Below are 24,928 nucleotides of genomic sequence, written 5' to 3' on the forward strand. Positions count from 1 at the left end.
ATTACCTCTGTTACTTTTACTGTAGTACAGGCATCCTACCTGTATTTTTGAATTGGGACAGTCAAGATGCCTGTCCCACATTGATTACAATAATTTCTGGAAATAATCCTGGATTATTGTTGGTAATTCACAAGCTACTGGTTTAGCACTTTCATGCTCACGCAAAGCCCAAATTAAGGTATTATTTCCGTAAGCTAATTTACGTCTTCCTCCTGATAGGCTGTAATATTCAAAGTACAGTTTAAAACCATTTTTGTACCATTTTTCTAAATACATATTGATTTCAATTTCTTCAAAAGGCATTGCTTCTTGTAAGTGATTAACCACAACTTCAAGACAAATATATTCACCTCGTTTACCCCTTGTATTAAAAACATCAGGCATAAGTTTATAAATGAACTGTTCCAGTGTTTTAGCTTGCCAGTCGTAGTAGTTAGAGTAATAAAGGTTTCCTACAGAATTGCTATCATAAATTCCTGTTTGGTAAGTTTTGCTACTCATAACTAGATCAGGACGAGGTTTTGTCGATGAACTAAACTAGCTACAATAACGATATTTTGGTGCCAAATATTCACAGGAAATGTTAAAACATGAAAAGAATTATTCACTACTTGAGCAGTAAAAATAACTCCTTTTTGGCTTTTCATTTCTACTGTAATTAATTGGGGAAAAATACCTGTAGCTTTGAAAATAGACTCTTTGACACACCATAATCTCGTAGCAAAAGAGCAAAGAGTATCATCATATTTCTTAAATTCCTGCAATAAAGTTTGATACTGATTTCCGAGTAAATCTAGCCATTGCTCCAGTGTTCTTTGTTCCACAAATTCTAAGTCGCAACCTTGAATATTTTGCCCAATAGTTATTAACAATAAGGTGCGACTATGAGCTATAGAAATCTGTAAGTTACTGTTAGCAATTTGTGGTTTTCCACTGTCTAACCAAGTTATTTTTTCTTGATCAATTCCGTTAACAGAAGCGTATTTTTCGGTAAATACTTGTTGTTCTATCTGATGACGAGTTTCACTGTCAAGACTATTAAATAATTCAGAATGTTTGTAAACAATTAACTGGGGTTGATCTGTCAATAAATGTTCATAGGATTTGAAAACTTCTGTAATTTTGTTTTCAATGAAAGATCGATCGCCAATATCTTTTGGATGTGGATATTTAGGAGTGGGTTTAAGTGATTTAACATGATAGCCAAAAATCTTTTCTATAACTTCATTATTCTCATTAACAAAGACTACATCGGCAACCGCTGTCTTATCTTCTACTTTAAGAATTGTTGTTTCTACAAAACCTCTGCTAGAGAAATTTTGAATATTAAAAATCTCCCATTCCTCTATCCTGATAGGTAGGTAAACATTTTGTGTGAGGGGAAGTTGACCAGACTGTAACAGGACATCACGCAAAAGTGGACTACCTAAAGTAAAAGGAGCTAATTTATTAGATGAAAAGCAAATTTCAGAAGTATCAGTATGAAAACCCTTGGTTGACAAAATTACTTGATCAGAATTAAGCAGATAAACCTTGTCAATATTTTGATAGGTAGAACCCTGAAAAAGTAGCCAACTATAGATATCTGTTTTTGACTCAAGATGTAAAGATTCATTAGTTATATTCAAATTTTTTGTTGGCTTTTCATTGCTGTGATTTAAAGTAATTTCTGCTGAAAAATGAGGAGTTTTATAATTAGATTCTTCGGTAGAAATAGCTGCAAAAACTTTATTTCCATCTAGTCTAGCGTGAATCTGAATTTTGACTTCTCCATTTTCAGGTACTACAATAGGACGCAAAAGAGAAATATTCTCTAATTTGACAGAATTGATATTAGTAATTCCTGTGACATAAGACGCTGCTTGTGTCATTGCTTCTAAACCAAATACTGTAGGAAATAATAGCGAACCATTGAAGTTATGATCATTCACATAAAGGTCATGTTGACGATTAAGAGAACAACGCACAATTAACTCTATTCCTGGTTCAAAATACTCTATTTTTTCCAGATAACGATTTGCAATAGGGAAGTTATATTTTTTACATTTCCAAGTATCTAAACCACCTAATTTAGCCGCAATAACAATTTGTTGATCGTCTGCACAATTTTCTATCCAGTGCAAAAATTCTGCTACTCCAAGATGGGGAGGTATAGCATCAATTCCCATATTAGCTAATGTTTTAGTGCTGCCCATTTTTGCACCCATTCCTACTTCACTCCAAACACTATAGGCTAGAGTTATTGTCTCTGTTCCTGTTTGTTTTTTGAGATTTCTTAATAATAAATCTACCGTTTCGTTAGAAAAAGCATACCAACTATTGCCTAACATTCCTGTAACTCCAATAATAGAAGTAAAGGCAATAAAATATTTTAATTGATGGGAGTTTAAGGCTGTAATTAAATTCCACGCACCAATTAATTTAGGTGCTATTTCTTGATATGCTTCCCTAGAAGATACTTGTTCTGTTCTCCGAGGTTTATTAGTACCTGCTCCGTGAATTACTGTTGTGATAATTCCTAATTCAGTTGTTACTTTTTGAATCAGTTGATTGACTGCATTTAAGTCAGTAATATTGCAAGAGTAATATTTAGCTATTAATTGAGCATCTGTGTATTTTTTGAGAGTATTTTGTACTTCATCATTCACAGGAGAACTACCAACTAAAGCCATTTTACAGTGATATTTTTTAGCAAGAGCAATAGCACATTCAGCCGTAATTCCTTTAGCACCACCTGTAACGATAATTACGTCTTCTGATGTGAGATTAACATTTCTTGATTGTGATTTTTTCTGTGCTAAGTCATAAACCATTTCATGACGTTGACTTTCACAATTATAACCAGCTACGCTATAATTATCACTTGTGGTAAATTCAGCTTTTATTTTCTGGTTAATAATCTCAAAAGACAGTCTGTGATCAAATTCTAAAACCCGGATTTTCAGCTTAGGACGTTCTAAATGTAAACTTGCAGCAAAAGAAACTACACTAAAAATAGAAGTAGGTGGATCATTATTTTCACAGCGAGAAAAATAACCATTACCAAATTGAATAAATCCTAATTCGCAGGTTTCTCCAGCAGTTTTTTGAGCTACATTGGTCAACATTTCTATAGTTTCTGTTAAATTCTCCCATGCTTCTGGGATTAAAATTAACAAGCGATCAGGTATATTAAAACCATCCCATAATTGGGCTATATTTTCAGCTAATTTTTGATGAGATTTGATGCAAGCAATGGCTATTTTTTCAACTGTGTCTCTAACACTTGTTGTTAATTCTGCTTTGATAATTTCCACAGAAAAACTACTGACATAAGATGATGAATGGGTAGTTTCTGATTCTATTTTGCTGTTTTGGATAGATGATTCTTCAGATTGAGGTTGAGAATTGGTTAAATTTCGCCGTAAATGAGGTAAATTCTCTAGATCAGCGACAATGACTTTAGCATAAAATTGACTTCGTTGAGAAAGTAAACGAGATAAAACTTCTAACAAGTCTTCTTTGCTGATGTTATTGGCTAAATGCTTGAAATTTTTCATGATTTTCTCCTTTATATTAGTTGTTTTCAATTTGTGATAGGTTGGAGATTGTTGTATTTCCTTGAATCTTAGCTAATTCTTCTGCGACAATCTTAACCGTATAATCAATTTGCTCATCAGTATGAGAACAACTGAGAAAGAATCGCAGACGTGCCGCATCTTCAGCAACGGCAGGATAAATCGTCGGATGAACACTAATACCTCGTTCCAATAAAAGTCGAGATAAAAGCATACAAGCGAAAGAGTCACCCACAATCACAGGGATGACAGGAGTATTTTTACTTGCTCCCGTATTCAATCCAAAGTTTTGAGCCAGTTCGAGAAAGCGTTTAGCTTGCCGGTGTAATTGAGTAACTCGCTCAGGTTCAGCACGGAGTACTCTTAAAGAGGCTAAAGCGGCAGCTGTATTTGCAGATGACATTCCCACACTATAGATAAAACCCGGGGCTGTATATTTCAAATATTCTACTAAAGCATTTGAACCAGCAATATAACCACCACAACTGGCAAAAGCTTTACTCAAAGTTCCCATCCATAAATCCACATCAGTACGATCAACTCCAAAATATTCTCCAATACCAGCACCATGTTTACCAATAACACCTATAGAATGAGCTTCATCTATCATTAAAAGAGCTTTATGACGTTTTTTCACCTCAATAAATTTTGGCAAATCAGGAATATCTCCATCTTGACTATAAACACCTTCAATAATAATTAGAACTCTTCGGTAATTTTGTCGCTGTTGTTTTTCCAGAATATTATCTAAAGTGTGCCAATCATTATGAGGAAAATAGAGTCTTCTTGCACCCGATAAAATAGAACCTTGAACTGCACAATTATGAATTAAAGCATCACTGAGAATTAAATCTTCTGCTCCTAAAAGATGACCAATTGTAGTAACATTAGTTGCATGTCCACTAAGAAATACAATAGAATTATCAACACCTAAAAAGTTAGCTATTTCTTTTTCTAGTTCCAAATGGATTGGTCTCTCGCCAGAAAGTATTCGACTTGCTGAAACAGAAGTGCCATAAAGGTCTATAGCCTCTTTGGCGGCTTGGTTCACTGAAGATGATCCGGATAAATCCAAATAATTATAGCTAGAATAGTTAATTAATTCTCGCCCTTCAATTACGGTTTTGTTATTGTTGATTCCTTGATGAACAGTAAAATAAGGATTGACAATTCCATTGGCAGCAAAGTTTTCATGAAAGTTTTCATGTCGTCGTTTCATTTGCTGATATTCTGGAAAACAATCGAATTGATAATTTTCTGGTGGAATATTGGCAATTGCTTCTTCCTGAGATTTTTTTTGCATAAATTGAGCTAATAAAGCCCGTTTCTCTTCGATAGAAAGCTGGTTAAGATTGTTGGTGTCCATATTTTTACCTTATTTATTGATCGATAAATTTATTGATCGATGAAATGAACAGAAAGCAGAGAATCTATTTCTGCTTCACTAAGTTGATTTAGTTTGTCCATAATGTGATTTTGTATTTTTGGTTCAGTAGCCAAAGAATTTGAATGTGTCATTGTTGGAGAAACATTATTTCTTAGAGAAACATTATTTCCTTTCGATATAACAGATTTAATGACTTCCGTAATATCTTTTAAACTGGCGTTTGCTAAAGAATAGGCATCAATTTCACCCACTACTCCACACTTTTTCGAGACTTCGGCTATTAATTGTCCTGCTTTAATCGAGTCTAAACTTAAATCATCTAGTAATTTTAAATCAAGTGTAATACTTGAGGATGGATAACCAGTTTGTTGAACGACTAAATCTATCAGAATTGTTTCTACATTAATAGTTTGTTGCGTCAAAGTTTGAGCGTTAACTAGAGACTGTTTTTCCAAATGAGTAAAAACATCAGGCTGAAGGACTTGATTGATAGTCTCCTGACGCTCAACATTTTGACTTGTATAATGAATTTGTGAATTAGAAATTTTTTTATTTCCATTAGAGTTAATTTTTGGTTCTTCTTCTGAGTACAAATCGGTTAAACTTCCTTTTAACTGGGATAGATTTTCCAAATCAGCAAGAATGACTTTAGCATAAAAACCACTACGTTGTTTAAGTAACTGAGTTAATAATTCTAGTAGTTCTTGTTTATTAAACTCGTTTTCCACATTAGTTGAATTTTTCATGGTTTTCTCCCTGATAATTGTTTGATTGATGTATTTTAGAGGATGTTTGAAAAGTATTATTGTTTAACACCAAAATCTCGAAAACCTAACCCCTACCCCCTTCCCCATGGCGTTTTCAAAGTCTCTCTCCTACTAGGAGAGAGATTTAGAGAGAGGTTTTTTTAGACTTTACAAACAACCTCTTAGAAAAATGGTAAAGATTCCAAATCGGTTTTAATCAATTCAGCTAAAAAAGCTCCTCTTTCTGTTAAATAACTAGAAAGTAAGGTTTCTAACTCTTCACTATTTATTGCAAGTTGTGATGATTCCCTTAGAAAATCCACTTTTTTATCTAATATCTGTTCTGGATTTTCATGATCAATTGCAACATTAAAATTACGTTCACAAGGATTGTCAATAAAAATCTTTTCTGCTGCGGGAATGAAAGGACGAACCAGACGATTTCTGTAAAGTTCTGACCATTTAATATTACCTCCATGAACAAAATAATAGGCTAAAAAACTGTTTAAGTCTGAATCATTTCCAGGTTTTGACTCTACAGGAAAACACTGACAACTATTAGGAATATTACTCACTAATCCTGATAGTACCCTTCCTGATCCTACTTCTACCATCAAGTCACATTTAGTAGTCATATTTTCTACAAGTGATATAAAATCAACTTGGGAAATTACTTGATTAGCAAAATGTTCTTGCAAATTAATTCCTGTTTTAATTTCTAATCCATTAATACTAGAAAATACAGGTACAGCAAGATTTGTAAGTCTTTCTGGAATTGTTGCATTATTTTGTAAATATTCAGCCGCATTTTTAACTTTTTCCGAGTGAAATGCGTTGGAAACTGGTAATAAATGAGTCTGAATATTTTGTTGTTTAGCAATTGTAATTGCTGCTTCTATAGCAGAGCGATCGCCTGAAATTATAGTTTGATTTGGACTATTAATATTAGCCACAATTGCATAACCTTGAACTTGTGATAAAATACTTTTGGCTGTTACTTGATCACAAGCTAAACTAGCCATACTACCTGCATTTTCTGAAGATGCAGACATAGCTTGACCGCGCATTGCTGCCAAACAAATTAAGGTTTTTTCGTCATAAGCACCTGCATTATAAAAAGCAATTAATTCTCCTAAACTATGACCTCCTACTACTACTGGTTGAATACCTAAATTTTCCAAATAACGTATCCATATTAAAGAAGTCAGACATAAAGCAGGTTGAGCAAACTCTGTACGAGCTAATAATTGTGACCATTCTTTAATTTCTTCTTGATTGATAGCACGTTCTAAAGAATAATAAATAAATTGACTAATGGGTGCAATTCCTATTTCTTTCAGCCATTCATCTGCTTGATTTACTAATTGCTTTGCCCAATCATAGCGTTGTACTAAAATACGCGCCATATTTAACTTTTGTGAACCTTGTCCGGGAAATAAAAACCCTATGCGATCACCTTTGATTTGATTGGCAATATAAATATCTTTTTCCGGGGAAATTATTACTTCTCCTTTTGTTAATGAATGATTATTCAGTATTTGCTTAATTCTGACAAGACTATCTAATAATTGAGTAGGATTATGGGCAACAATTGCCACTCGCACAGGTAAGGAATCTTGATTTTCTTGAGCAAGTTTAGCAGCTAGATCTACCATTTCCCCTATGCTCATACCTTGAGCAAGCTCAATTAATATTTGAATGCGTTCTGGCAAATCTTCTACAAAAAATGCACTAATGATAAATATTTCGGTATCCTGATTAGATACTAATAAAGATGCTTCTCTAACAGAAGATTTCAGATGATTAGCAGGTGCATCTCCAGAGGAAATTGCTACATGACAATTAATACCACCAAAACCAGCGCCAAAAATACCCGCTTTTAATGTTTCATTAGGGTTGCGAATTTCACCAGTTAAAACAGGATAAAGACATTGTGCAGATGTATCAAATATTGGATTAGGTTCTTTGCAACCTGCGGTGGGTGGTAAAATTCTTTGATTAACTGCTATTACTGATTTAATAAAAGCACCTATTCCCGAAGCTGCTTTTGTGTGTCCCACTATGGATTTAAACGAGGTCATACCTACTGAACGAGGTAGAATTTCACCATGTTGACTCATTGCTAAAGCAATACCTTCTAATTCGGTTCTATCACCTACCTCAGTTCCAGTTCCATGTCCTTCTATAAAATTAAGAGTATGAGGACTATAACCAGCTTTTTGATAAGCTCTTAATAATGCTTTTGATTGACCAATTTTAGAAGGTGCTGTGATTCCACCTTTACCATCAGAAGAAATTCCCCAACCATTAATAGTAGCATAGATATAATTGCCATCACGTTGAGCATCTTCTAAACGTTTTAGCACCACAAAACCACAACCTTCACCCGGTATAAAACCACTAGCACGTTTATCATAAACTGTCATATCACTAGCCGTTAAAGCACCAGTTTTCGCAAAACCAATCAGTTCAAATGTATCTAAACTTACATCTACCCCCCCCCCGCTAAGACAAGACTCAATTCACTACTAATGAGTTTTGTACAAGCGTCTGCTACTGCAATTAATGATGAAGAGCAAGCACCATCAACCGTATAACCACCACCATCAAGGTTAAAGAAATTACATACTCTGCCAGCAATAGTATTAGAAAGTCCACCTGCTAAAGAATCTTCGGTAATGGGAGGAAAAACAGACTTGTAAAATTTTTCCATAGTTTCTACAAGTGTTTCTATAGTTGCAGGAGATAAACCTTTAGCTTGAGCAGCCGCACGTAATGTTTTTCTCACAAAAGGCCAACGTAATCTCAGTCCAGAACTTCTGGTTTGTTCACCGGTTAAAGTGTTGCCTAAAATTACTCCTGTTAGTTCAGTAGGTACAGTTTCACGGGAATAACCTGCATTTTCTAATGCTTTCATGGCTGTATCAAGAGCCAACCATTGCACTATATCAGTAGAATCTATGGTACTTTTAGGAATGCGATGTTTGCGCCAATCAAAGTCAAAACCATCAATCACAGCCATCCGATTTCCATAAGTGCGATCTGGTGTTTGGGGATTTGGGTCATAATATTCAGATAAAGGTAATCTTACATCTGGATTGGAACGAAATTGCTGTCTGCGGGTAAGTATATTTTCCCAAAGTTCTAATAAAGTTTTAGCTCCGGGATAACAGCAACCCATTCCTATTACAGCAATACTGAAATATGAGTTCTTATTGCTACTCATCAGTATCCTAAGATTTATTCATAAGTGTATGATATACATCATATTCCAGAAAGCTACACAGTCGGACTAATTCATCAAATTATGTAACAAAAATTTACATTTACTTTTATACATATCTTCTATACATATTTTCATATTCTGTACTCTTGCACTGCAAGTTAAAACTACACAAAAAAAACTCACACTTCGACAAGCTCTGTTACCGTCTGCGTGGGTTCTAAACCCTTGATTTTCCGTAGTAAGTCTGTACAGACGAACTTGGTTTTTATAGCCCGCGTAGCGTTAAAAAAGCTTTTCACATCTCTTCCTTTTATATCCCTTATTACCAAGTTACTATTCCATCCCATTTGGCTAAGGTTTTTGCACTAATTCCCGGTATTTTTTCTAAGTCTTGTAAAGATGTAAATTTTTGCTGTTGACGGGCAATAATTATCCTTTGAGCTAATTTTTCACCTACTCCTGGAAGGGTTTCTAATTCTGCTTGTGTTGCTGTGTTGAGATTAATTTTTTGATTATTAAAATCGGGAATAGATGATTGAGTTTTTATTTGCGGACATTGTTGGATTTGCTCATCAATTTTTGCTTTTATTGTTGACGGTAATCCGGGTTTTATGTTACTATAAAGACGGTCAAATTCACGCTGAAAATGTGCAGCTACTGTAGGATTTTCAATGATTAATAAAGTTTCGTCATTATTATCATTTGCTGCTTCTGACCAATTATGAGAACCTGTAATTACTGTCGTCTTATCTATAACGGCAAATTTATGATGTAAAAAATCACCTGTTGCTAATGTGGGTACTCCAACGGTAGTAATGGGATTTTTCCAAGGACGGTTATCAATTTCATATTTACAATTTTCACTTAAAGCTAAACCCATCATATCTAAGGCTTCACTGTAGTAACGATAGGCAAATTGTGGTTCAATTAATGCTCTAATTCCTACATTTTGATTATGGCGATTTTCCAGAACATTGGCAATTTTTTGCTCGGAAAATACAAATAATGCCATATCTATATTTTTTGTTGATTTATCTAGTGTTTCTGAAATTAAACCATTACTAGAATTACTCCAAGGTTGAGTGGGAGAAATGGGGGAAAAGTTGACGGTAATTTGATTATTAACTAAGGTGATTTTTTGGGGTTGACGTATTGGTTTTTGCAGTCCAAATTTACTATCTGGTTTTCCTCCTAGTCCATCACCCCACATAATATTAAATTCTTCAGTAAATAAGTTTGCTAATTCTGGACTATCAATTTTTAACAAGTTATTAGCATTACCTAAGCTGCTAGAATTGCTAACATCTCCTGATGTATCACTTAAAGTAAAATTGGCAGAAGTAATCATCACAAAACGATTATCAACAACGATAAATTTATGGTGCATTAAACCACTACCAGCAGAATTATCTGCGGTGTCATCTATCCAGGAAATTTTGCTATTTTGGATAATGAATAAAGCATCACGTTGACTTATTTCCTCTGGTGTGATTTGATTGTCTTGGTTGATATCTACAAATTTTCTCAATTCGTTGTATCTTGCTTTTTCTCTGGATTCTAGTTTTTGCACTTCTGCATCTGTTAAACTACTCCAAGGACGAGAATAATTATTCTCTAAAATTAACCTAACTTTAACCCCAGATTTTTGTTTTTCTGCTAATGCTTGGGCAATTTTTGGTAAACGTAATTCTTGGATTGCTATATCTATGGTAAATTGGGCTTGGGAAATAATATCAATAATCTGTTTTCCTAAGTCATCTCCTAGACGGGTTTGTTGTCGGTAGGTTTCTTGATATTCTGAAGCTTGGGAATGATTGAAGTAAACTTGAATTAATGGATCTTGGGGTAATGGTGCTAACCTTTGATTTGAAGATGTGACTTTTTGACAACTGGTGAGGGTAAATAGAATTAAAAATATATAAGATGAAAATTTCAGATGGTGAAAAATAGACATGAGAATCTGATACAAATAAATAAGGGATAGTTAGGGAAGTTAGGAGTTATGTACAAGTTATGGAGGAACGAACCGCAAAGGACGCAAAGGACGCAAAGTAAAGAGGTTAGAGAGGAATTTTTCGTGAGTTCTGATCAAGTGAAAAATTCTGACTCCTGACTCCTAATAATTTATTATTGCCCATAATAGGTGCTAAATTAGCAAAATTATTGATTTTATGCAAATTTATCTAGATTACAGTGCTACTACTCCTACTCGTCCTGAAGCGATCGCTGTTATGCAGTCAGTTTTAACTCAACAGTGGGGTAATCCTTCTAGTTTACATGAATGGGGCAATCGTGCAGCTTTAATTTTGGAAACTGCGCGGATGCAAGTTGCAGGTTTAATCAATGCTATTCCTGAATCAATTATTTTTACTTCTGGGGGAACGGAAGCAGATAATTTAGCGATTATGGGTGTGGCTCGATGTTATTCTGTACCGCAACATATTATTATTTCTAGTGTGGAACATTCTGCTATTTCTGAACCGGTGCGAATGTTAGAAAGTTGGGGTTGGGATGTTACCCGGTTGGTTGTAGATGGACAAGGTAGAGTTAATCCTGAAGATTTAAAAGCAGCTTTAAGAAATAACACAGTTTTGGTATCTGTGATTTATGGACAAAGCGAAGTGGGGACGGTTCAACAGATTATAGAATTAGGAAAAATTGCTCAATTAAATGGCGTTTTGTTTCACACAGATGCAGTACAAATTGCCGGACGTTTAGCGATAGATGTAAAGAATTTACCTGTTGATTTATTGAGTATTTCTAGTCATAAATTATATGGTCCTTTGGGTGCTGGTGCTTTATATGTGCGTCCAGGGGTGGAGTTAATACCACTTTTGGGTGGTGGTGGCCAGGAAAAAAAATTGCGTTCTGGTACGCAAGCAATACCCGCTATTGCTGGTTTTGGGGTTGCTGCGGAGTTAGCGGGAAAAGAGTTGGAAGGGGAAAGAATCAGATTAATAAAATTGCGCGATCGCCTATTTTCTTTATTAGAAAATGTCCCCGGTTTAATTCCTACTGGTGATATGATTCATCGTTTACCCCATCATCTGAGTTTTTGTTTAGAATATGCAGATGGGGAAAAAATCAGTGGTAAAACTTTAGTTCGTCAGTTAAATTTAGCAGGAATTGGTATTAGTGCGGGTGCTGCTTGTAATAGTGGTAAATTAAATCCTAGTCCGATTTTATTAGCAATGGGATATTCTCAAAAAGCTGCTTTGGGGGGAATTAGGTTAACATTAGGAAAACAGACAACGGAAGCGGATATTGATTGGACTGCGATGGTTTTAAAACAGGTTTTACAGAGGTTGGTAAATGTGGAATCGGTAAGAGGTTAATTGTTAGAATTTCTTGTCTGAATCAGGATGTCCAGGATTTTAGGATTTTCAGGATGTTTGTCTGAATCAGGATGTCCAGGATTTAAGGATTTACAGGATTTTTATGAAATACTTTAATTCATATTTGAAAATAAGCCTTGGCTTTAATTTACTAGCATATTCAGTTAAAATAATCATAAAAACTACTTTGATCAAAATCTTCTAAATAACCATAGTCTGATGATCTGTAGTCATCTGATTTTTGGATATCTTTACTATAGTACATATCATCATATTCTTCTTGATAAGAATCATCATAGTCATCATTATTACTTAAATCCTCTGCCGAATAATTATCTTCATAATCATCACTAACTTGAGTGTTATGTTTTGTTAATGGCTCATATATTGTTTCGGATTTGATATTATATATTTTACAAATCTCAAGGCGACGGACAAGGCGACGGAATAGATAGTCATCAAACCAACCCTTCACAAATTCGTAGCCAACACCCTCTTCCCAACCTAACCAAATTACCCCCACACTACCTGGGAAGTGTCCTTCGGGTGGGTTAATATAATTTAATTCATTAATCTCATAATAAATATATCTGCCTATTTTATGAATAAACTGATCCCACATTTTGCTATCGTTTGTTTTAGCTAAACCTTGATAAATAATTTTCTGCACAGAAAACCCAAATTTACCATTGCTGTATTTAACCCACAGATAGTCAATAGTATGGAGGTCTTCACAGGGAAAATTATCAATGCTGTTAGTACCCAAATAACCTTCTTCCTCCCGTTGTGCAACCGTTAACATTATTCTTCTGGTTTCTTCATCTGCTTCTATCCATTTTCCAGTTTTTAGTAAATCACGCAGTTTTCTATAATCCATTCCTACTGCTGATATTAAATCAACATCATCACACTGAATATTTTTCAATTGTTCAAGAGTTTTATGGTAATCCTGAAAATTATTTTCTTGTTTATAAATAGAGGCTGCTTTTGTAAAATCATCTATTGCGGCTTGGTTATTTTCTAAAATTAAATTAACTGATCCCCTATTGTAGTAAGCAATAGCAAATTTTGGATCTAAATTGATAACCTGACTAAAATCATTAATTGCATCCTTATACTTTCTTGATTCTTTATAAATAACTCCCCGGTTATAGTAAGCAATAGCAAATTCTGGGTCTAAATTAATAGCTTGAGTGTAATCATTAATTGCATTTTGATATTTTTGTAGAATTTTATAAGTATTTCCTCTATTGCAATAAGCACCAGCAAATTCAGGATTTAAATGGATAACCTGAGTGTAATCATTAATTGCATTCTGATATTTTCCTAAATTTTTATGAGAAATTCCACGCTTATAGTAAGCATTATCAGATGTAGGATTTAACTTAATAGCTTGAGTGTAATCATGAATTGCATCCTGATATTTTTCTAATGTGTAATAAGCATTTCCTCGATTTTCGTAAACACTATCAGATGTAAGATTTAAATTAATAGCTTGTGTATAATCATGAATTGCATCCTGATATTTTCCTAATATGTAATAAGCGTTTCCTCTATTGTAGTAAGCAACAGCAAATTGCATTGGGTGTAACTGAATAGATCGTGTGTAATTATTAATTGCACTTTTATAGTCTCCTAAAGTATAGAGAGCATTCCCTCTTTTCAAGCAAATAATTGCCATAATTGCATCCCTTTCATAATAAGTAATTGCATCATTTGATCTTAAATATAAAGCGTGAGAATAAACAAAAATAGCACCTTGATAATCTTTATTATTAACAAATTCATCACCTAATAAGATATATTTATGATAATCATAAGACGTAAAAGATTTTAAGTTCTCTAAATAACCACGCAAACCACCAGGATAAAGTAATTCATCTATTCTTACTATAGCTTCATTAGCAGCAGATTTAATCATATTAGTTGGTAAAAAACCAACCATAATCAAACGATACTCTTTTTCAATGTCACTAAATTACTCTTGACATAAAACACAAACTAAAACAGCATTCTTTTCAATTTCTTCTTTATCAATTGTCCATTGAACTTGATCATAATTTCCATAACGAGTTTTCACCTGAATACCAACTGATGAATCAGAAGTTAGGGTAAAATCAACCTTTCCATCTCCACCACTGTATTTTTCATAATCAACCTCAGTGACAAAATCACCTAAACGACTTTTAACAACTTCCTCACCCAGCTTTCCTTTTAAATTATTGACAAAAACATCACGGATAGGAGTTGAAGTTCGTCTATATTTTTCCGCCATCTCCCAGCAAAAATCCCGTAATTGCTTTAACCTCTCTCCAGAGATAACCGTCAACTCACTATGCTGGCCTTCCTTCTCACAATGGAGTAAGTCACCTGATTTAATTCTGGCAATAAAATCAGTCTGTTGTGCTTTGAGTATAGTTATCCAGTCCATTTGTCAAAATTCCCCTTTATCTAACAAGGAATATTTATTCTAGTATTCCCTATCAAGCAGCAAAAATCACCAATTTAGATCACAAATTAGCTAACCTACCCAGAAATGAAATTCAGGGTTAATGGTTCAATTGTCCTAAAATAGACTAAAAGCTTTTTATAGTCGTCTTTAGACGACTTTTGCTATTAGCCTGAGAATTAATTTTCAGGTGGGTATTTTGCACAGTGTATCAAATTTTTCAATATGGCTGAACTACCCAAAACCCTAGAAGCGTGCAGTTCAATCCGGTGAAGTTGTAAAATCGTCCTTAGCTGAACGTACCAATTAATGAGAAAATAAAGACTTGCAATCATCCTTGTCTTATATTGCTGCTATCCGAAAGGAATTTTAATCTAATGTGGAAACGAATTGCGTTAATGTTGGTTTTAGTGTTCAGTATCAGCCTCAGTAACCCTGATGTCGCTGCTGCTTCTGGACTCAAAAGCTTTGTAGATACTGCTGATGGTTATCAGTTTTTATATCCTAATGGTTGGTTGCAAGTTAAAGTTGCCGACGGTCCTGATGTGGTATTTCATGATTTAATCGAAGTATCAGAAAATGTCTCTGTGGTGATTAGTCCTGTTCCTGAAGGTAAAAGTTTAACTGAATTGGGAACACCTACCGAAGTAGGATATAAATTAGGAAAAGCTGCTCTTGCTCCTGAAGGTTCTGGACGTTCCGCAGAATTAGTTAATGTTGCTCAAAAAGAAACTGATGGTAAAACATACTATTTTCTAGAGTATGAAGTTCAACTTCCTAACCGTGAAAAACGCCACAATATAGCTAGTGTTGCTGTGAGTCGTGGTAAGTTGTTTACTTTTAACGCTTCTGTACCTGAAAGACGTTGGAAAAAACTGCAACGTACCATTGATGAAGTTGTTAGTTCTTTTAGTGTCTATTAATTTTATGTGATTGGGATGATCTATTTTAGATTTTAGATTTTAGATTTTAGATGGAAATGAAGTAAGTAAAATCCAAAGTCCAAAATTTAAAATCTAATACCCAATTACCAATTACCAATTACCAATTACCAATTACCTATGAATATTCCTCAATTTATACTTGCTTCTGCTTCTCCTGCGCGTCGTCATTTGTTGCAAACTGTGGGTATTGAACCTATTGTTAAAGCTAGTGATTTTGATGAGTCGCAAATTCAAATTAGTGAACCAAAAGCATTAGTAGAAATTTTAGCTAAGTGTAAAGCAGAAACTATTGCACCTCAGTTTCCATCAGCTTTGGTGATGGGTTGTGATTCGGTTTTAGCTATTGATGGACAGATTTATGGTAAACCAGAAAATGCAGAAGTGGCGATCGCTCGTTGGAATTTAATGCAGGGTAATTTTGGTGATTTGTATACTGGTCATGTTTTAATTGATAATACCCAAAATCGCACTGTTGTTAAATGTCAAATTACTAGAGTTTATTTTGGGAAAATGAGCGATCGCGCCATTGCAGCTTATGTCAAAACAGGTGAACCCCTTAAATGTGCCGGTGCTTTTGCTTTAGAAGGTTTTGGTAGTTTATTTGTGGAAAAAATCGCAGGTTGTCATAGTAATGTAATTGGTTTGAGTTTACCATTACTAAGACAAATGTTAGCAGAATTAGGTTATGAAGTTACAGATTTTTGGCAATAATTAAGGAGAGCATTGCAATTTTGAAAAAATCAACTTGTCCAGTGCAAAATCTCTCTAAAACTTTCTTTCCTTCGTGTCCTTCGTCCCTTCGTGGTTCGTTCATTTCATGTCTTAGCCTCATTCCTTAAATAAACTTACACATTTGGGATTCTCCCTAATTTAAGTGATTATTCTCCCCAATTTAGCTCATTCCTGTACTTTCAAAATCCAGATATTTATCAAATATTCTGACTCCTTCCCTTAATCGCAATTTTCACTTAACCAGTTTCTTAAATCAGTTTCAGTTTTAAAGTCTAATAAAGCTTCTCCTAAATCTTCTAACTGTGTAAATGATAAATCTGCAATTTGATTTTGAATTTCTGTACCTATTTTTCCTAAATGACGCTGAAGCTGACGAATAATTAACTTCACTTCTGATCTTCTTCCCTGTTCTAAACCTTCTCTAACTATTTTTTGATACACTACAGATTCTTGCATAATATCCTCCCGAAAATAAGCATTGATGATATCTGTATCAAATTTAATTCCAGCTAAAAGTTGCACACAAGCGGAAATGTTAATTTTTTGTCTTCTGTCTTCTATTATATTTACTTTAGCTGCGACTTGTTCTAATATTATACTAGAATTATCAGCTTTGGCTAAAACTGCTAAGGGTAAAAGTTCTGGAGTTGCTAATAATGGTTCAGATTCACATTCCCAAATTCTGATTACTCGATAACGGTGAAAAGTATTGGTAGCTCTAAATTCATCAATAAATACATCTTCTGATGTGGTTGGTTTTAAGAAAATAACAATTTGCTCAATCTCAATGTTATATTGACGATATAATCTCACCCAATAATCTAACATCCGTAAAGGTAGAGGTGGTTTTGATTGGGGAATGGTTTGAAACTCTAAATGAATGATTTTACTGGTAGTTTTCAAGAAAAATAGTCCATCCACCCGAATGGGTTCTAAATTTAATTCTGTTTTTAAGAGTTCTGGTGTTTCGGAAATAGTAGCACCAAGCAACCATTCAACAATTGCTTGCGGATATTCTTCAATTAAATATTTTAAGGTGCTGTCGTAACTCATATTTAATATGCTTGTTATTTGATTGTTGAGTAGTTTTCTGTTAACTTTTTGTTTGTTTTTTTATCATACATTCATAACCCTCATAACCACCGTATACTTGTTCTGGTAAATTAAATAATTCCCATCCTTTTATACCATAATAACGATTGAAGATAGATAAAAATTGATTCTCTGAAACTTCTTCCCACTCACTCCTTTCTATATGATTTACTTCTTCACCATTTTCTGTTATTATGAAGTAATGAGCATCTTCATAATAAACTTCAGTTTTTTTATTTAACCAACTACCTATTTCTCTAGTTTTTCTTTGTTTTCTAGTAGCTGCATAAATTCTTAGTTTTTTATATTCATAGGTTACAGAAATATTTGTTAAATGGTCAATTTTTCTGTCTATTCTGTAGAAATTACCATTTATAGCTGATAATTTACCCAATATTTTCTCATATATAGTTTCTAGATAACTAATTAATAGTGTTTGCTCTCTAGCTATTAAGATAAAGCGTTCCAAATCTTTTTCACATTCATCAATTTCTAAATATTCCAGACATTCTCTAATACTTTCATCAATAGAAACCAAGGGTGAAAATATCTCCTTAAATCTTTCCTTTACTATTTCAACATCTTCAGTGTATATGTATTTCTCGCAAAATACATCTTCTTCAACTTTGCCGTAAAATATTTTATTGAAAATAACTTCAGCAAATCTTTCTGCATCAAAAATTATTTTTTCATCATCTATGTAATCATTTTCACTAACGGAAATATTTTCTTGCTCGTCTTCAAAATGATTGTTGGATTCAGTATTCATGATTTATTTTAAGAAATGGATTTTAAATCATGTTACAATATAGACGGTCAATTATATAACTTGTGAAAAAATATTTTATACTTGTTTAAATAAATTAACAAAAAATCATAAAAATCAATAATATATTAGAATTGCGTTGCAAATTTTATAATTCTCAACATAAATACAACAAAATGTACTCAATAATTGTAAACTATATATTAAAGTCCATGAATCAAAAAATATGTCTTTCATTTCTACCCCATCCCTACGTGAACAACAACATCCCTTGATTTGTAAACTAGCTGATACAATTGAAGCAGCTTGGCATAAATACCTAGACTTATCACCCTATCATTTACCAGCGGAATTAGGATATGTAGAAGGTAGACTAGAAGGCGAAAAACTAATTATAGAAAATCGTTGTTATCAAAGTACCCACTTTCGTAAAATGCACTTGGAACTAGCAAGAGTGGGAAATATGTTAGATATTTTGCATTGTGTGATGTTTCCCAGAACTGAATATGATATACCTATGTTTGGTTGTGATTTAGTTGGAGGTAGAGGTCAAATTAGTGCAGCGATCGCTGACCTTTCTCCAGTCAACTTAGAACGGATTTTACCAGAAGGTTATAATTCTCAACTCAGCCAGTTAACAACAATTAACTTTTCCCAATCCCGTGAGTTACCAGATTGGGGAAATATCTTTTCTGACTTTTGTTTGTTTATTCGTCCCAGTTCTTTAGAAGAAGAAACCTTATTTTTGGCAAGAGTAAAAGACTTTTTAGATATTCATTGTAGTCAAGCGATCGCATCTAATCCCGTAGCACCAGAAAAAGTAGCATCAATTATTGCCGGACAACATAATTATTGTACAAAACAACAACAAAATGATAAAACCCGACGAGTTCTAGAAAAAGCTTTTGGTGAAGATTGGGCAGAAAATTACATGACTACGGTATTATTTGATTTACCACAATAAGTCAGTATTCAGCTATCAGTAATCAGTAATCAGTTATTAGTTATCATTCCATAGCAGTAAGAGCAGGGAGCATCCCAAATGTGTCAGTTTATTTTAAGTTTATTCTTATTTAAACAATAGAAAATTACCCCTCGCTTGATATGATTGAACCGCAAAGACGAGCCAGTGCGTTGGGCGGCTCTGCCGACTTGTAGCAACTGGCGTGCAAAGAACACAAAGAAAGAGGTCAGATAATTTAGCGCAGACTCATCAAGAAACAGTATAACAAGGATACAGAGTTTTGTTAAATTACACCAGTGTTAATCAGAGCAATTTACTGACTATGATTAATTGTTTTCAGGTTCTTGCGGATCATTGACTGCTGACAGATGAATCCTTAATTGAAAAATTTTTAAGACTCCCTATCTGTAAGCTTCGTTACGTTTTTTCATCACTAATAAATGTAGAATTTATTTAACTAGAGTTAAACGGGAGTTTAAAATCGGTAGAAATAAAAGTAGCGCATCATATATTATCAGGAAATTACCAAAAATATTTGTTGTTTTGTTAGATGTAAACAAATAAATTGGTTCACAGGTTAACAATTCAGTTGTTAACAATTCAGTTAAGAAAACCTTGATATTAGGAATTTTCTATTTGATATAGGGGTATGTAACACTTCTTCATACCCAGATCCCCGACTTCTAATATCAATTCTTAATTTATTTTTGCGTGATTATTATTAGCGCATTTATTCCATATTGCTGGGATAAATCATCAGCAATAAAAAATATTTTCTTAATATTTGCTTATCTGGGTGCTGAATGTGGTGAATTAAACACTGCGAATTCCTGTAATTTTTTGTGCAATCACAACTTATATTTTACCAAATCAACTGAGGCTAATTTGCTTTTTTACTTTCACAAATCACAAATTAGATAAAAGGGCAACATACCATGTCAAGGGTGACTGAAAAGCCAAAGTTAACAGAATCGGCACTAGAAAAATCTCAAGTTTGGTTGAAAGTTGCTATAGCCTTACCAGTAGCGATCGCCGCTGGTATTCTAGGTACAGCCAGAATTGAACAATTAAAAAAACTAACTTCCTCCGTATCCATAGCCCCAACTCCCAGTAGTATTAATGCTGTGGGCAGATTAGAACCGCGAGGAGAAGTAATTAAAATAGCTGCTCCCAACTCAGGACTATCAGCAGGTTCACGAGTACAACAACTATTGGTAAAAGAAGGACAAAAAGTACAGCAAGGTCAAGTTATTGCCATTTTAGACAGCCGCGACACCAACATGGCAGCAGTCGAAGAAGCAAAAGCCAGACTACAAGAATCTCGTGCTAATTTAGCCCAAGTAAAAGCTGCTTCACCAAGAGATATTCAAGCTCAAACAGCGGTCATTTCTCGTTTACAAGCACAGCTAGAAGGAGAAAAACAAGCCCAACAAGCGACTATTGCCCGCATCGCTGCCGAGTTAAGTGGGGAAAAAATCGCCCAAACTGCCACAATTAAACGTCTAGAAGCCGAACTCAGTGGACAAAGAGATAGTTTAAGAGCCACAATTAACCGGATACAAGCCGAACAACGCAATGCTCAAGTTGATGCCGGACGCTATGAGTTTTTATATCAACAGGGGGCTATTTCCCAGCAAGAACGGGATAGAAGACGTTTGAGTGCTGTCACCGCTACTCAGCAACTGCGGGAAACTCAAGCTAGTTTAAGACAAGCACTAGGAACACTACAACAACAAATTGCTGAAGCTAGAGCTACTCAAATCCAAACTATCGCTACTTTACAGCAGCAACTGATCGAGGCTACGGCCACCCGCGACAAAACTGTGTCCACATTACAAAAGCAAATTGACGAAGAAAGAGCGAGATTAAGCAGGTTATTAGATGTGCGTCCTACTGACGTACAAATGGCACAAGCTCAAATTAGTAATGCGATCGCCTTTGTCAGAAAAGCCCAAGCAGAACTGCAACTAAGTTATGTCAAAGCCCCAACCCCTGGAGAAATTTTAAAAGTTCACACCAAATCCGGGGAAGTCATGAGTACAAATGGCATTGCAGAAATTGGACAAACCGATCAAATGTTTGTCATTGCTGAAATTCCCGAAGATAGTATTGGTAAAGTTCGTGTTGGTCAAACTGCGACTATCACCAGTGATAACGGCGCATTTAGCGGGCAAATCAAAGGCAATATCACAGAAATTGGCAGAAAAATCGGTAAAAAAGATGTACTGAATACAGATCCAGCCGCAGATATTGATGCCAGAGTCGTAGAAGTCAAAATTGCTCTTTCTCCCGCAGATAGTCAACGAATTTCTGGTTTAACTAACGCTAAAGTGATTGTGGAAATTAACACTGATAACATTAGCAAAACCAACTAACTTGAAATTACATCAGGAGTCAGGAGTAAAACTAGCGAAAGTATATAGGTTTAAATTTAAATTCTGTACCTCATTGATCTGCAATCTGCGATAAATTGACAGTAATAAAACCGGGAGCATCCCCATAAAAGAAAAAATCAACACAGCCACACCAAAAACTCTCTAAAACTCTCTTACCTTTGTGTCCTTTGCACGCCAGTTACTACAAGTCGGCAGAGCCGCCCAACGCACTGTCTCGTCTTTGCGGTTCAATCAAATTCAGCCTGGGATAATTTTCTGTTATTAGATAAAAATCAACTTCCACATTTGGGATATTCCCATAATACCTGGAATTGATTCATTTAATTAATCCCAAATCCAACATCTCCAATCCAAAATTAAATGACTAAAAAAATACCTCTATCTTGGCTACAACTGACAAGAGAAAAAACTCGCCTAGCTGTGGCTTTATCAGGTATTGCCTTTGCTGATATTTTGATGTTTATGCAGCTAGGTTTTCGGGATGCACTATATTACAGTAACGTCAGAATGCACAGCAGTTTAAAGGGTGATATTGTTGTAATTAACAATCAATCTAATGCTGTATTAGCAATGAAACCTTTTTCCCAAAGGAGATTATATAAAGCTTTAGATCTGCCAGCAGTGGAATCAGTGCATCCGATCTATTTAGACTATACCACTTGGAAAAATCCTATTACTGGTCGCCCTCGCAGTATCCTAACTTTTGCCTTCAACCCAGAATTTAATGTTTTTGATTTACCCGGAGTAGAAGAAAATATCAATAAATTGGAAATGCCAGATGTGGTATTATTTGACCGTTCTTCTAGGGTAGAATATGGACCTATTGCTAGTAATTTTGAACAGGGAAAAAATGTCACAGCAGAAGTGAGAAGACGACGAATTAAAGTAGCAGGATTATTTACTTTAGGAGCATCCTTTGGCGCAGATGGCAATTTAATTACCAGTGATGTCAACTTTTTGCGGATATTTAATAATCGCCAAAGAGGATTAATTGATATCGGGTTAATTAGATTAAAACCCGGTTCAGATGTCAACCAAGTGGCTGCATATTTGCGGACTTATTTACCTACAGATGTGAATGTTTTCACCAAACAAGAATTTATTGATTTTGAAAGAAACTACTGGGCAACGAGTACCGCGATTGGTTTTATTTTCACTTTAGGGACAATTATGGGTTTTATTGTGGGAACTGTAATTGTTTATCAGATTTTGTATACAGAAGTAACAGATCATTTATCTGAATATGCTACTCTCAAAGCCATAGGTTATACACAAAATTATTTATTAACTGTCATTCTGCAAGAAGCTTTTATGTTAGCAGTTTTAGGATACATTCCTGGATTTGCTTGTGCTTTGTTTCTCTACAAAGTTGCTAGAGATGCTACACTTTTACCAGTTTTTATGAGTTCTTATCGGGCTATTATGGTACTAATATTAACTATTTTAATGTGTTTTATTTCTGGTGTAATAGCCATGAGAAAATTACGTTCTGCCGATCCTGCTGATATTTTCTAAGGCATGAGGAAATTTTTTGTTTCTTTCTCCTTGAAAGGATAAGTTTCAACCTTGGAATGAAAAAATTGTCAATTATCAATTATCAATTGTCAATTATTAATCACCAATCACCTATGATGAACACTTCAGAACCAGTAATTGCCATTAAAAATATCAACCATTATTATGGTCGAGGGGCGCTGAGAAAACAAATTTTATTTGATATTAACCTAGAAATATATCCGGGAGAAATTGTCATTATGACTGGTCCATCAGGTTCAGGTAAAACCACATTACTGAGCTTGATTGGTGGGTTGCGGTCTGTACAAGAAGGAAGCCTGAAATTTTTAGGTAAGGAACTATTTGGTTCTAGTCAAAGTCGATTGGTACAGAGTCGGCGTAATATAGGTTATATTTTCCAAGCTCACAACTTACTCGGTTTTTTAACTGCTAGACAAAATGTACAAATGGCAGTGGAATTAAACGGGGGTATTTCTCAATCCCAAGCTATTAAAAAATCAGAAGCTATGTTGGGGGCAGTGGGGTTAGCTGAAAGGATGAATTACTACCCAGACAATTTATCTGGTGGGCAAAAACAAAGGATAGCGATCGCCCGCGCCTTAGTCAATCAACCTCCATTAGTTTTAGCAGATGAACCAACGGCAGCATTAGATAAACAATCAGGACGTGATGTGGTAGAAATCATGCAGCGTCTAGCTAAAGAACAAGGAACGGCAATTTTATTAGTTACCCATGATAACCGCATCTTAGATATAGCTGATCGCATCGTGGAAATGGAAGATGGTTTGTTAACTCGTGATGCTCAAAATATACCTATCAGCCACAAGGTAGGCCAGCAAGTTTCAGAGTCTCACTAACTAAACTGTTTACTGAGTCAAGCCTTAGCTTTTCCAGTTGTTTTTTTTGGTGGTGGAGGAACATTAGCCTTTCCTGTTGGACCCTCTGAAGGTGCAGCAACATTTGGTTGGCGAGTAGTACGGAAAGTAACATTTACCCCTTCATTCGATTGTTCCAAAACCAGCAAAGGAGTGGGTTTAGCCTTTTGATCCCAGTGCATATAGACAATCCTACCCTGAATCGTTGGCTGCCATGAGTCGTGATCATCTCTAGGACTCAGATAAGTTTCTATACAGTCCATAATTTGGCTAATAGTCGTAGAAGTTGCCTGTGTTGGTAACTTCATTAACCGAATTTGAATCCTAAACAACACTCGCTTGACAATCTTAGGTGGTACACCAGTTTCATACTCAACATCAAAAAGCTGGTCTACCTGTCTACCATTGCTGCTGGCAACTCCTACTTGTCCCTGTTGAGACTGGCCTGGGCGCAGTGCTAAAGAAATTTTATCTTTGATTTTGATTTTAATTTGATTAACAATCGCAAAATGAAATACTTCCTGTGACATCCGCATTCGCAGATAATCAAGGTTAAAGTCCCGCGAGTGGACTAAATCGGGGTTGGTTTCCATGTTGCGAATGGTTTCCAGCGCCAACTTTAATTTTTTTTCTAGTTCTCCCGTGCGAAATTTTTCAAATTTGACGCTTTTTTCATATTTATGGACTAAAACTTTGCCATAAATAATCAAACCTATTAGTCCTAACAGCAGTCCTCCACTGGCATACATGAATAAGGATGATGTTGGAGACTCATTGGCTGGTACTTGTTGAATTGCCTTTGTAGTCTTGGCTTTTGAAGACTGGGCTGGAAAGATGGTACTGAGCATGGTTAGCAAATTAGAATATTTTACTGATAATGTTTAGGATGCCCAAATATTTGGTATCACTTTACTGTATTATCAATCTTTTTTTACATCATATTC

General features: G+C 34.8%; 19 protein-coding genes. 7 read left to right on the forward strand and 12 right to left on the reverse strand.

The features are described 5' to 3' along the window. Positions 1-84: 84 nt before the first annotated feature. The 7 genes from K2F26_RS07000 to K2F26_RS07025 all read right to left on the reverse strand — a co-directional run bounded on the left by K2F26_RS07000 (position 85) and on the right by K2F26_RS07025 (position 10,870). A complete protein-coding gene (locus tag K2F26_RS07000; RefSeq protein ID WP_220610895.1) occupies positions 85-501 on the reverse strand; it encodes an acyl-CoA thioesterase family protein in 417 nt (138 codons plus the stop codon). 2 nt (positions 502-503) lie between these two features. Continuing rightward, positions 504-3,539, reverse strand: a complete 3,036-nt coding sequence (locus K2F26_RS07005; protein WP_220610896.1) for an SDR family NAD(P)-dependent oxidoreductase — start codon at positions 3,537-3,539, stop codon at positions 504-506. Between the two features lie 16 nt (positions 3,540-3,555). Then, positions 3,556-4,923 carry an aminotransferase class I/II-fold pyridoxal phosphate-dependent enzyme gene (locus K2F26_RS07010; protein WP_220610897.1) on the reverse strand — a complete coding sequence of 456 codons (1,368 nt, stop codon included), beginning with the start codon at positions 4,921-4,923 and terminating at the stop codon, positions 3,556-3,558. A 29-nt stretch (positions 4,924-4,952) separates the two neighbouring features. Next, the gene (locus K2F26_RS07015) at positions 4,953-5,690 is read right to left on the reverse strand and encodes a phosphopantetheine-binding protein (RefSeq protein ID WP_220610898.1); all 738 of its coding nucleotides are present in this window, start codon (positions 5,688-5,690) and stop codon (positions 4,953-4,955) included. A 182-nt stretch (positions 5,691-5,872) separates the two neighbouring features. Next, positions 5,873-8,212: an acyltransferase domain-containing protein gene (locus tag K2F26_RS07020; protein ID WP_367890335.1), complete on the reverse strand. Its 2,340-nt coding sequence runs from the start codon at positions 8,210-8,212 to the stop codon at positions 5,873-5,875. Then, on the reverse strand, positions 8,182-8,916 hold the full coding sequence (locus tag K2F26_RS24645) for a beta-ketoacyl synthase N-terminal-like domain-containing protein (RefSeq protein WP_246605542.1): 735 nt from the start codon (positions 8,914-8,916) through the stop codon (positions 8,182-8,184). The genes K2F26_RS07020 and K2F26_RS24645 overlap by 31 nt, the downstream gene beginning before the upstream one ends. Positions 8,917-9,238: 322 nt before the next feature. Next, the gene (locus K2F26_RS07025) at positions 9,239-10,870 is read right to left on the reverse strand and encodes a DUF655 domain-containing protein (RefSeq protein WP_220610899.1); all 1,632 of its coding nucleotides are present in this window, start codon (positions 10,868-10,870) and stop codon (positions 9,239-9,241) included. A 217-nt stretch (positions 10,871-11,087) separates the two neighbouring features. Here K2F26_RS07025 and K2F26_RS07030 point away from each other — a divergent pair, with 217 nt between their 5' ends. Then, the gene (locus tag K2F26_RS07030) at positions 11,088-12,251 is read left to right on the forward strand and encodes a cysteine desulfurase family protein (RefSeq protein WP_220610900.1); all 1,164 of its coding nucleotides are present in this window, start codon (positions 11,088-11,090) and stop codon (positions 12,249-12,251) included. 160 nt (positions 12,252-12,411) lie between these two features. Here K2F26_RS07030 and K2F26_RS07035 read toward each other — a convergent pair whose 3' ends face one another. Both K2F26_RS07035 and K2F26_RS24650 read right to left on the reverse strand, forming a co-directional pair. After that, a complete protein-coding gene (locus tag K2F26_RS07035; RefSeq protein WP_246605543.1) occupies positions 12,412-14,196 on the reverse strand; it encodes a tetratricopeptide repeat protein in 1,785 nt (594 codons plus the stop codon). Positions 14,197-14,229: 33 nt separating this feature from the next. Further along, complete coding sequence (locus tag K2F26_RS24650) at positions 14,230-14,682, reverse strand: hypothetical protein (protein WP_246605544.1); 453 nt, start codon at positions 14,680-14,682, stop codon at positions 14,230-14,232. 395 nt (positions 14,683-15,077) lie between these two features. On the opposite strand from K2F26_RS24650, the gene psbP reads away from it, so the two are divergent. Beyond that, a complete protein-coding gene (gene psbP / locus K2F26_RS07040) occupies positions 15,078-15,623 on the forward strand; it encodes a photosystem II reaction center PsbP (protein WP_220610901.1) in 546 nt (181 codons plus the stop codon). 138 nt (positions 15,624-15,761) lie between these two features. Continuing rightward, positions 15,762-16,355 carry a Maf family protein gene (locus K2F26_RS07045; RefSeq protein WP_194057749.1) on the forward strand — a complete coding sequence of 198 codons (594 nt, stop codon included), beginning with the start codon at positions 15,762-15,764 and terminating at the stop codon, positions 16,353-16,355. 240 nt (positions 16,356-16,595) lie between these two features. Here the strand turns inward: K2F26_RS07045 and K2F26_RS07050 are convergent, their stop codons facing one another. Together K2F26_RS07050 and K2F26_RS07055 are read right to left on the reverse strand one after the other, a co-directional pair. Beyond that, entirely contained in the window at positions 16,596-17,429 is an 834-nt protein-coding gene (locus K2F26_RS07050; RefSeq protein ID WP_220610902.1) for a DUF4351 domain-containing protein, read from the reverse strand. A 40-nt stretch (positions 17,430-17,469) separates the two neighbouring features. After that, the gene (locus K2F26_RS07055; protein WP_220610903.1) at positions 17,470-18,237 is read right to left on the reverse strand and encodes a hypothetical protein; all 768 of its coding nucleotides are present in this window, start codon (positions 18,235-18,237) and stop codon (positions 17,470-17,472) included. A gap of 223 nt (positions 18,238-18,460) precedes the next feature. Here K2F26_RS07055 and K2F26_RS07060 point away from each other — a divergent pair, with 223 nt between their 5' ends. From K2F26_RS07060 to K2F26_RS07075, 4 genes are all read left to right on the forward strand, one after another. Next, positions 18,461-19,198 (forward strand): phycocyanobilin:ferredoxin oxidoreductase, encoded by a 738-nt coding sequence (locus K2F26_RS07060; RefSeq protein WP_194057745.1) that lies wholly within the window; start codon positions 18,461-18,463, stop codon positions 19,196-19,198. A gap of 935 nt (positions 19,199-20,133) precedes the next feature. Continuing rightward, positions 20,134-21,573, forward strand: a complete 1,440-nt coding sequence (locus tag K2F26_RS07065) for an HlyD family efflux transporter periplasmic adaptor subunit (protein ID WP_194057743.1) — start codon at positions 20,134-20,136, stop codon at positions 21,571-21,573. A gap of 381 nt (positions 21,574-21,954) precedes the next feature. Then, positions 21,955-23,109: an ABC transporter permease DevC gene (devC, locus tag K2F26_RS07070; protein WP_194057741.1), complete on the forward strand. Its 1,155-nt coding sequence runs from the start codon at positions 21,955-21,957 to the stop codon at positions 23,107-23,109. A gap of 116 nt (positions 23,110-23,225) precedes the next feature. Continuing rightward, the gene (locus K2F26_RS07075; RefSeq protein WP_220611813.1) at positions 23,226-23,966 is read left to right on the forward strand and encodes a DevA family ABC transporter ATP-binding protein; all 741 of its coding nucleotides are present in this window, start codon (positions 23,226-23,228) and stop codon (positions 23,964-23,966) included. A gap of 17 nt (positions 23,967-23,983) precedes the next feature. Here the strand turns inward: K2F26_RS07075 and K2F26_RS07080 are convergent, their stop codons facing one another. Next, positions 23,984-24,832, reverse strand: a complete 849-nt coding sequence (locus K2F26_RS07080) for a hypothetical protein (RefSeq protein WP_220610904.1) — start codon at positions 24,830-24,832, stop codon at positions 23,984-23,986. Between the last annotated feature and the right edge of the window lie 96 nt (positions 24,833-24,928).

This window comes from Sphaerospermopsis torques-reginae ITEP-024 (genome assembly GCF_019598945.1).
Classification (GTDB): Bacteria; Cyanobacteriota; Cyanobacteriia; order Cyanobacteriales; family Nostocaceae; genus Sphaerospermopsis.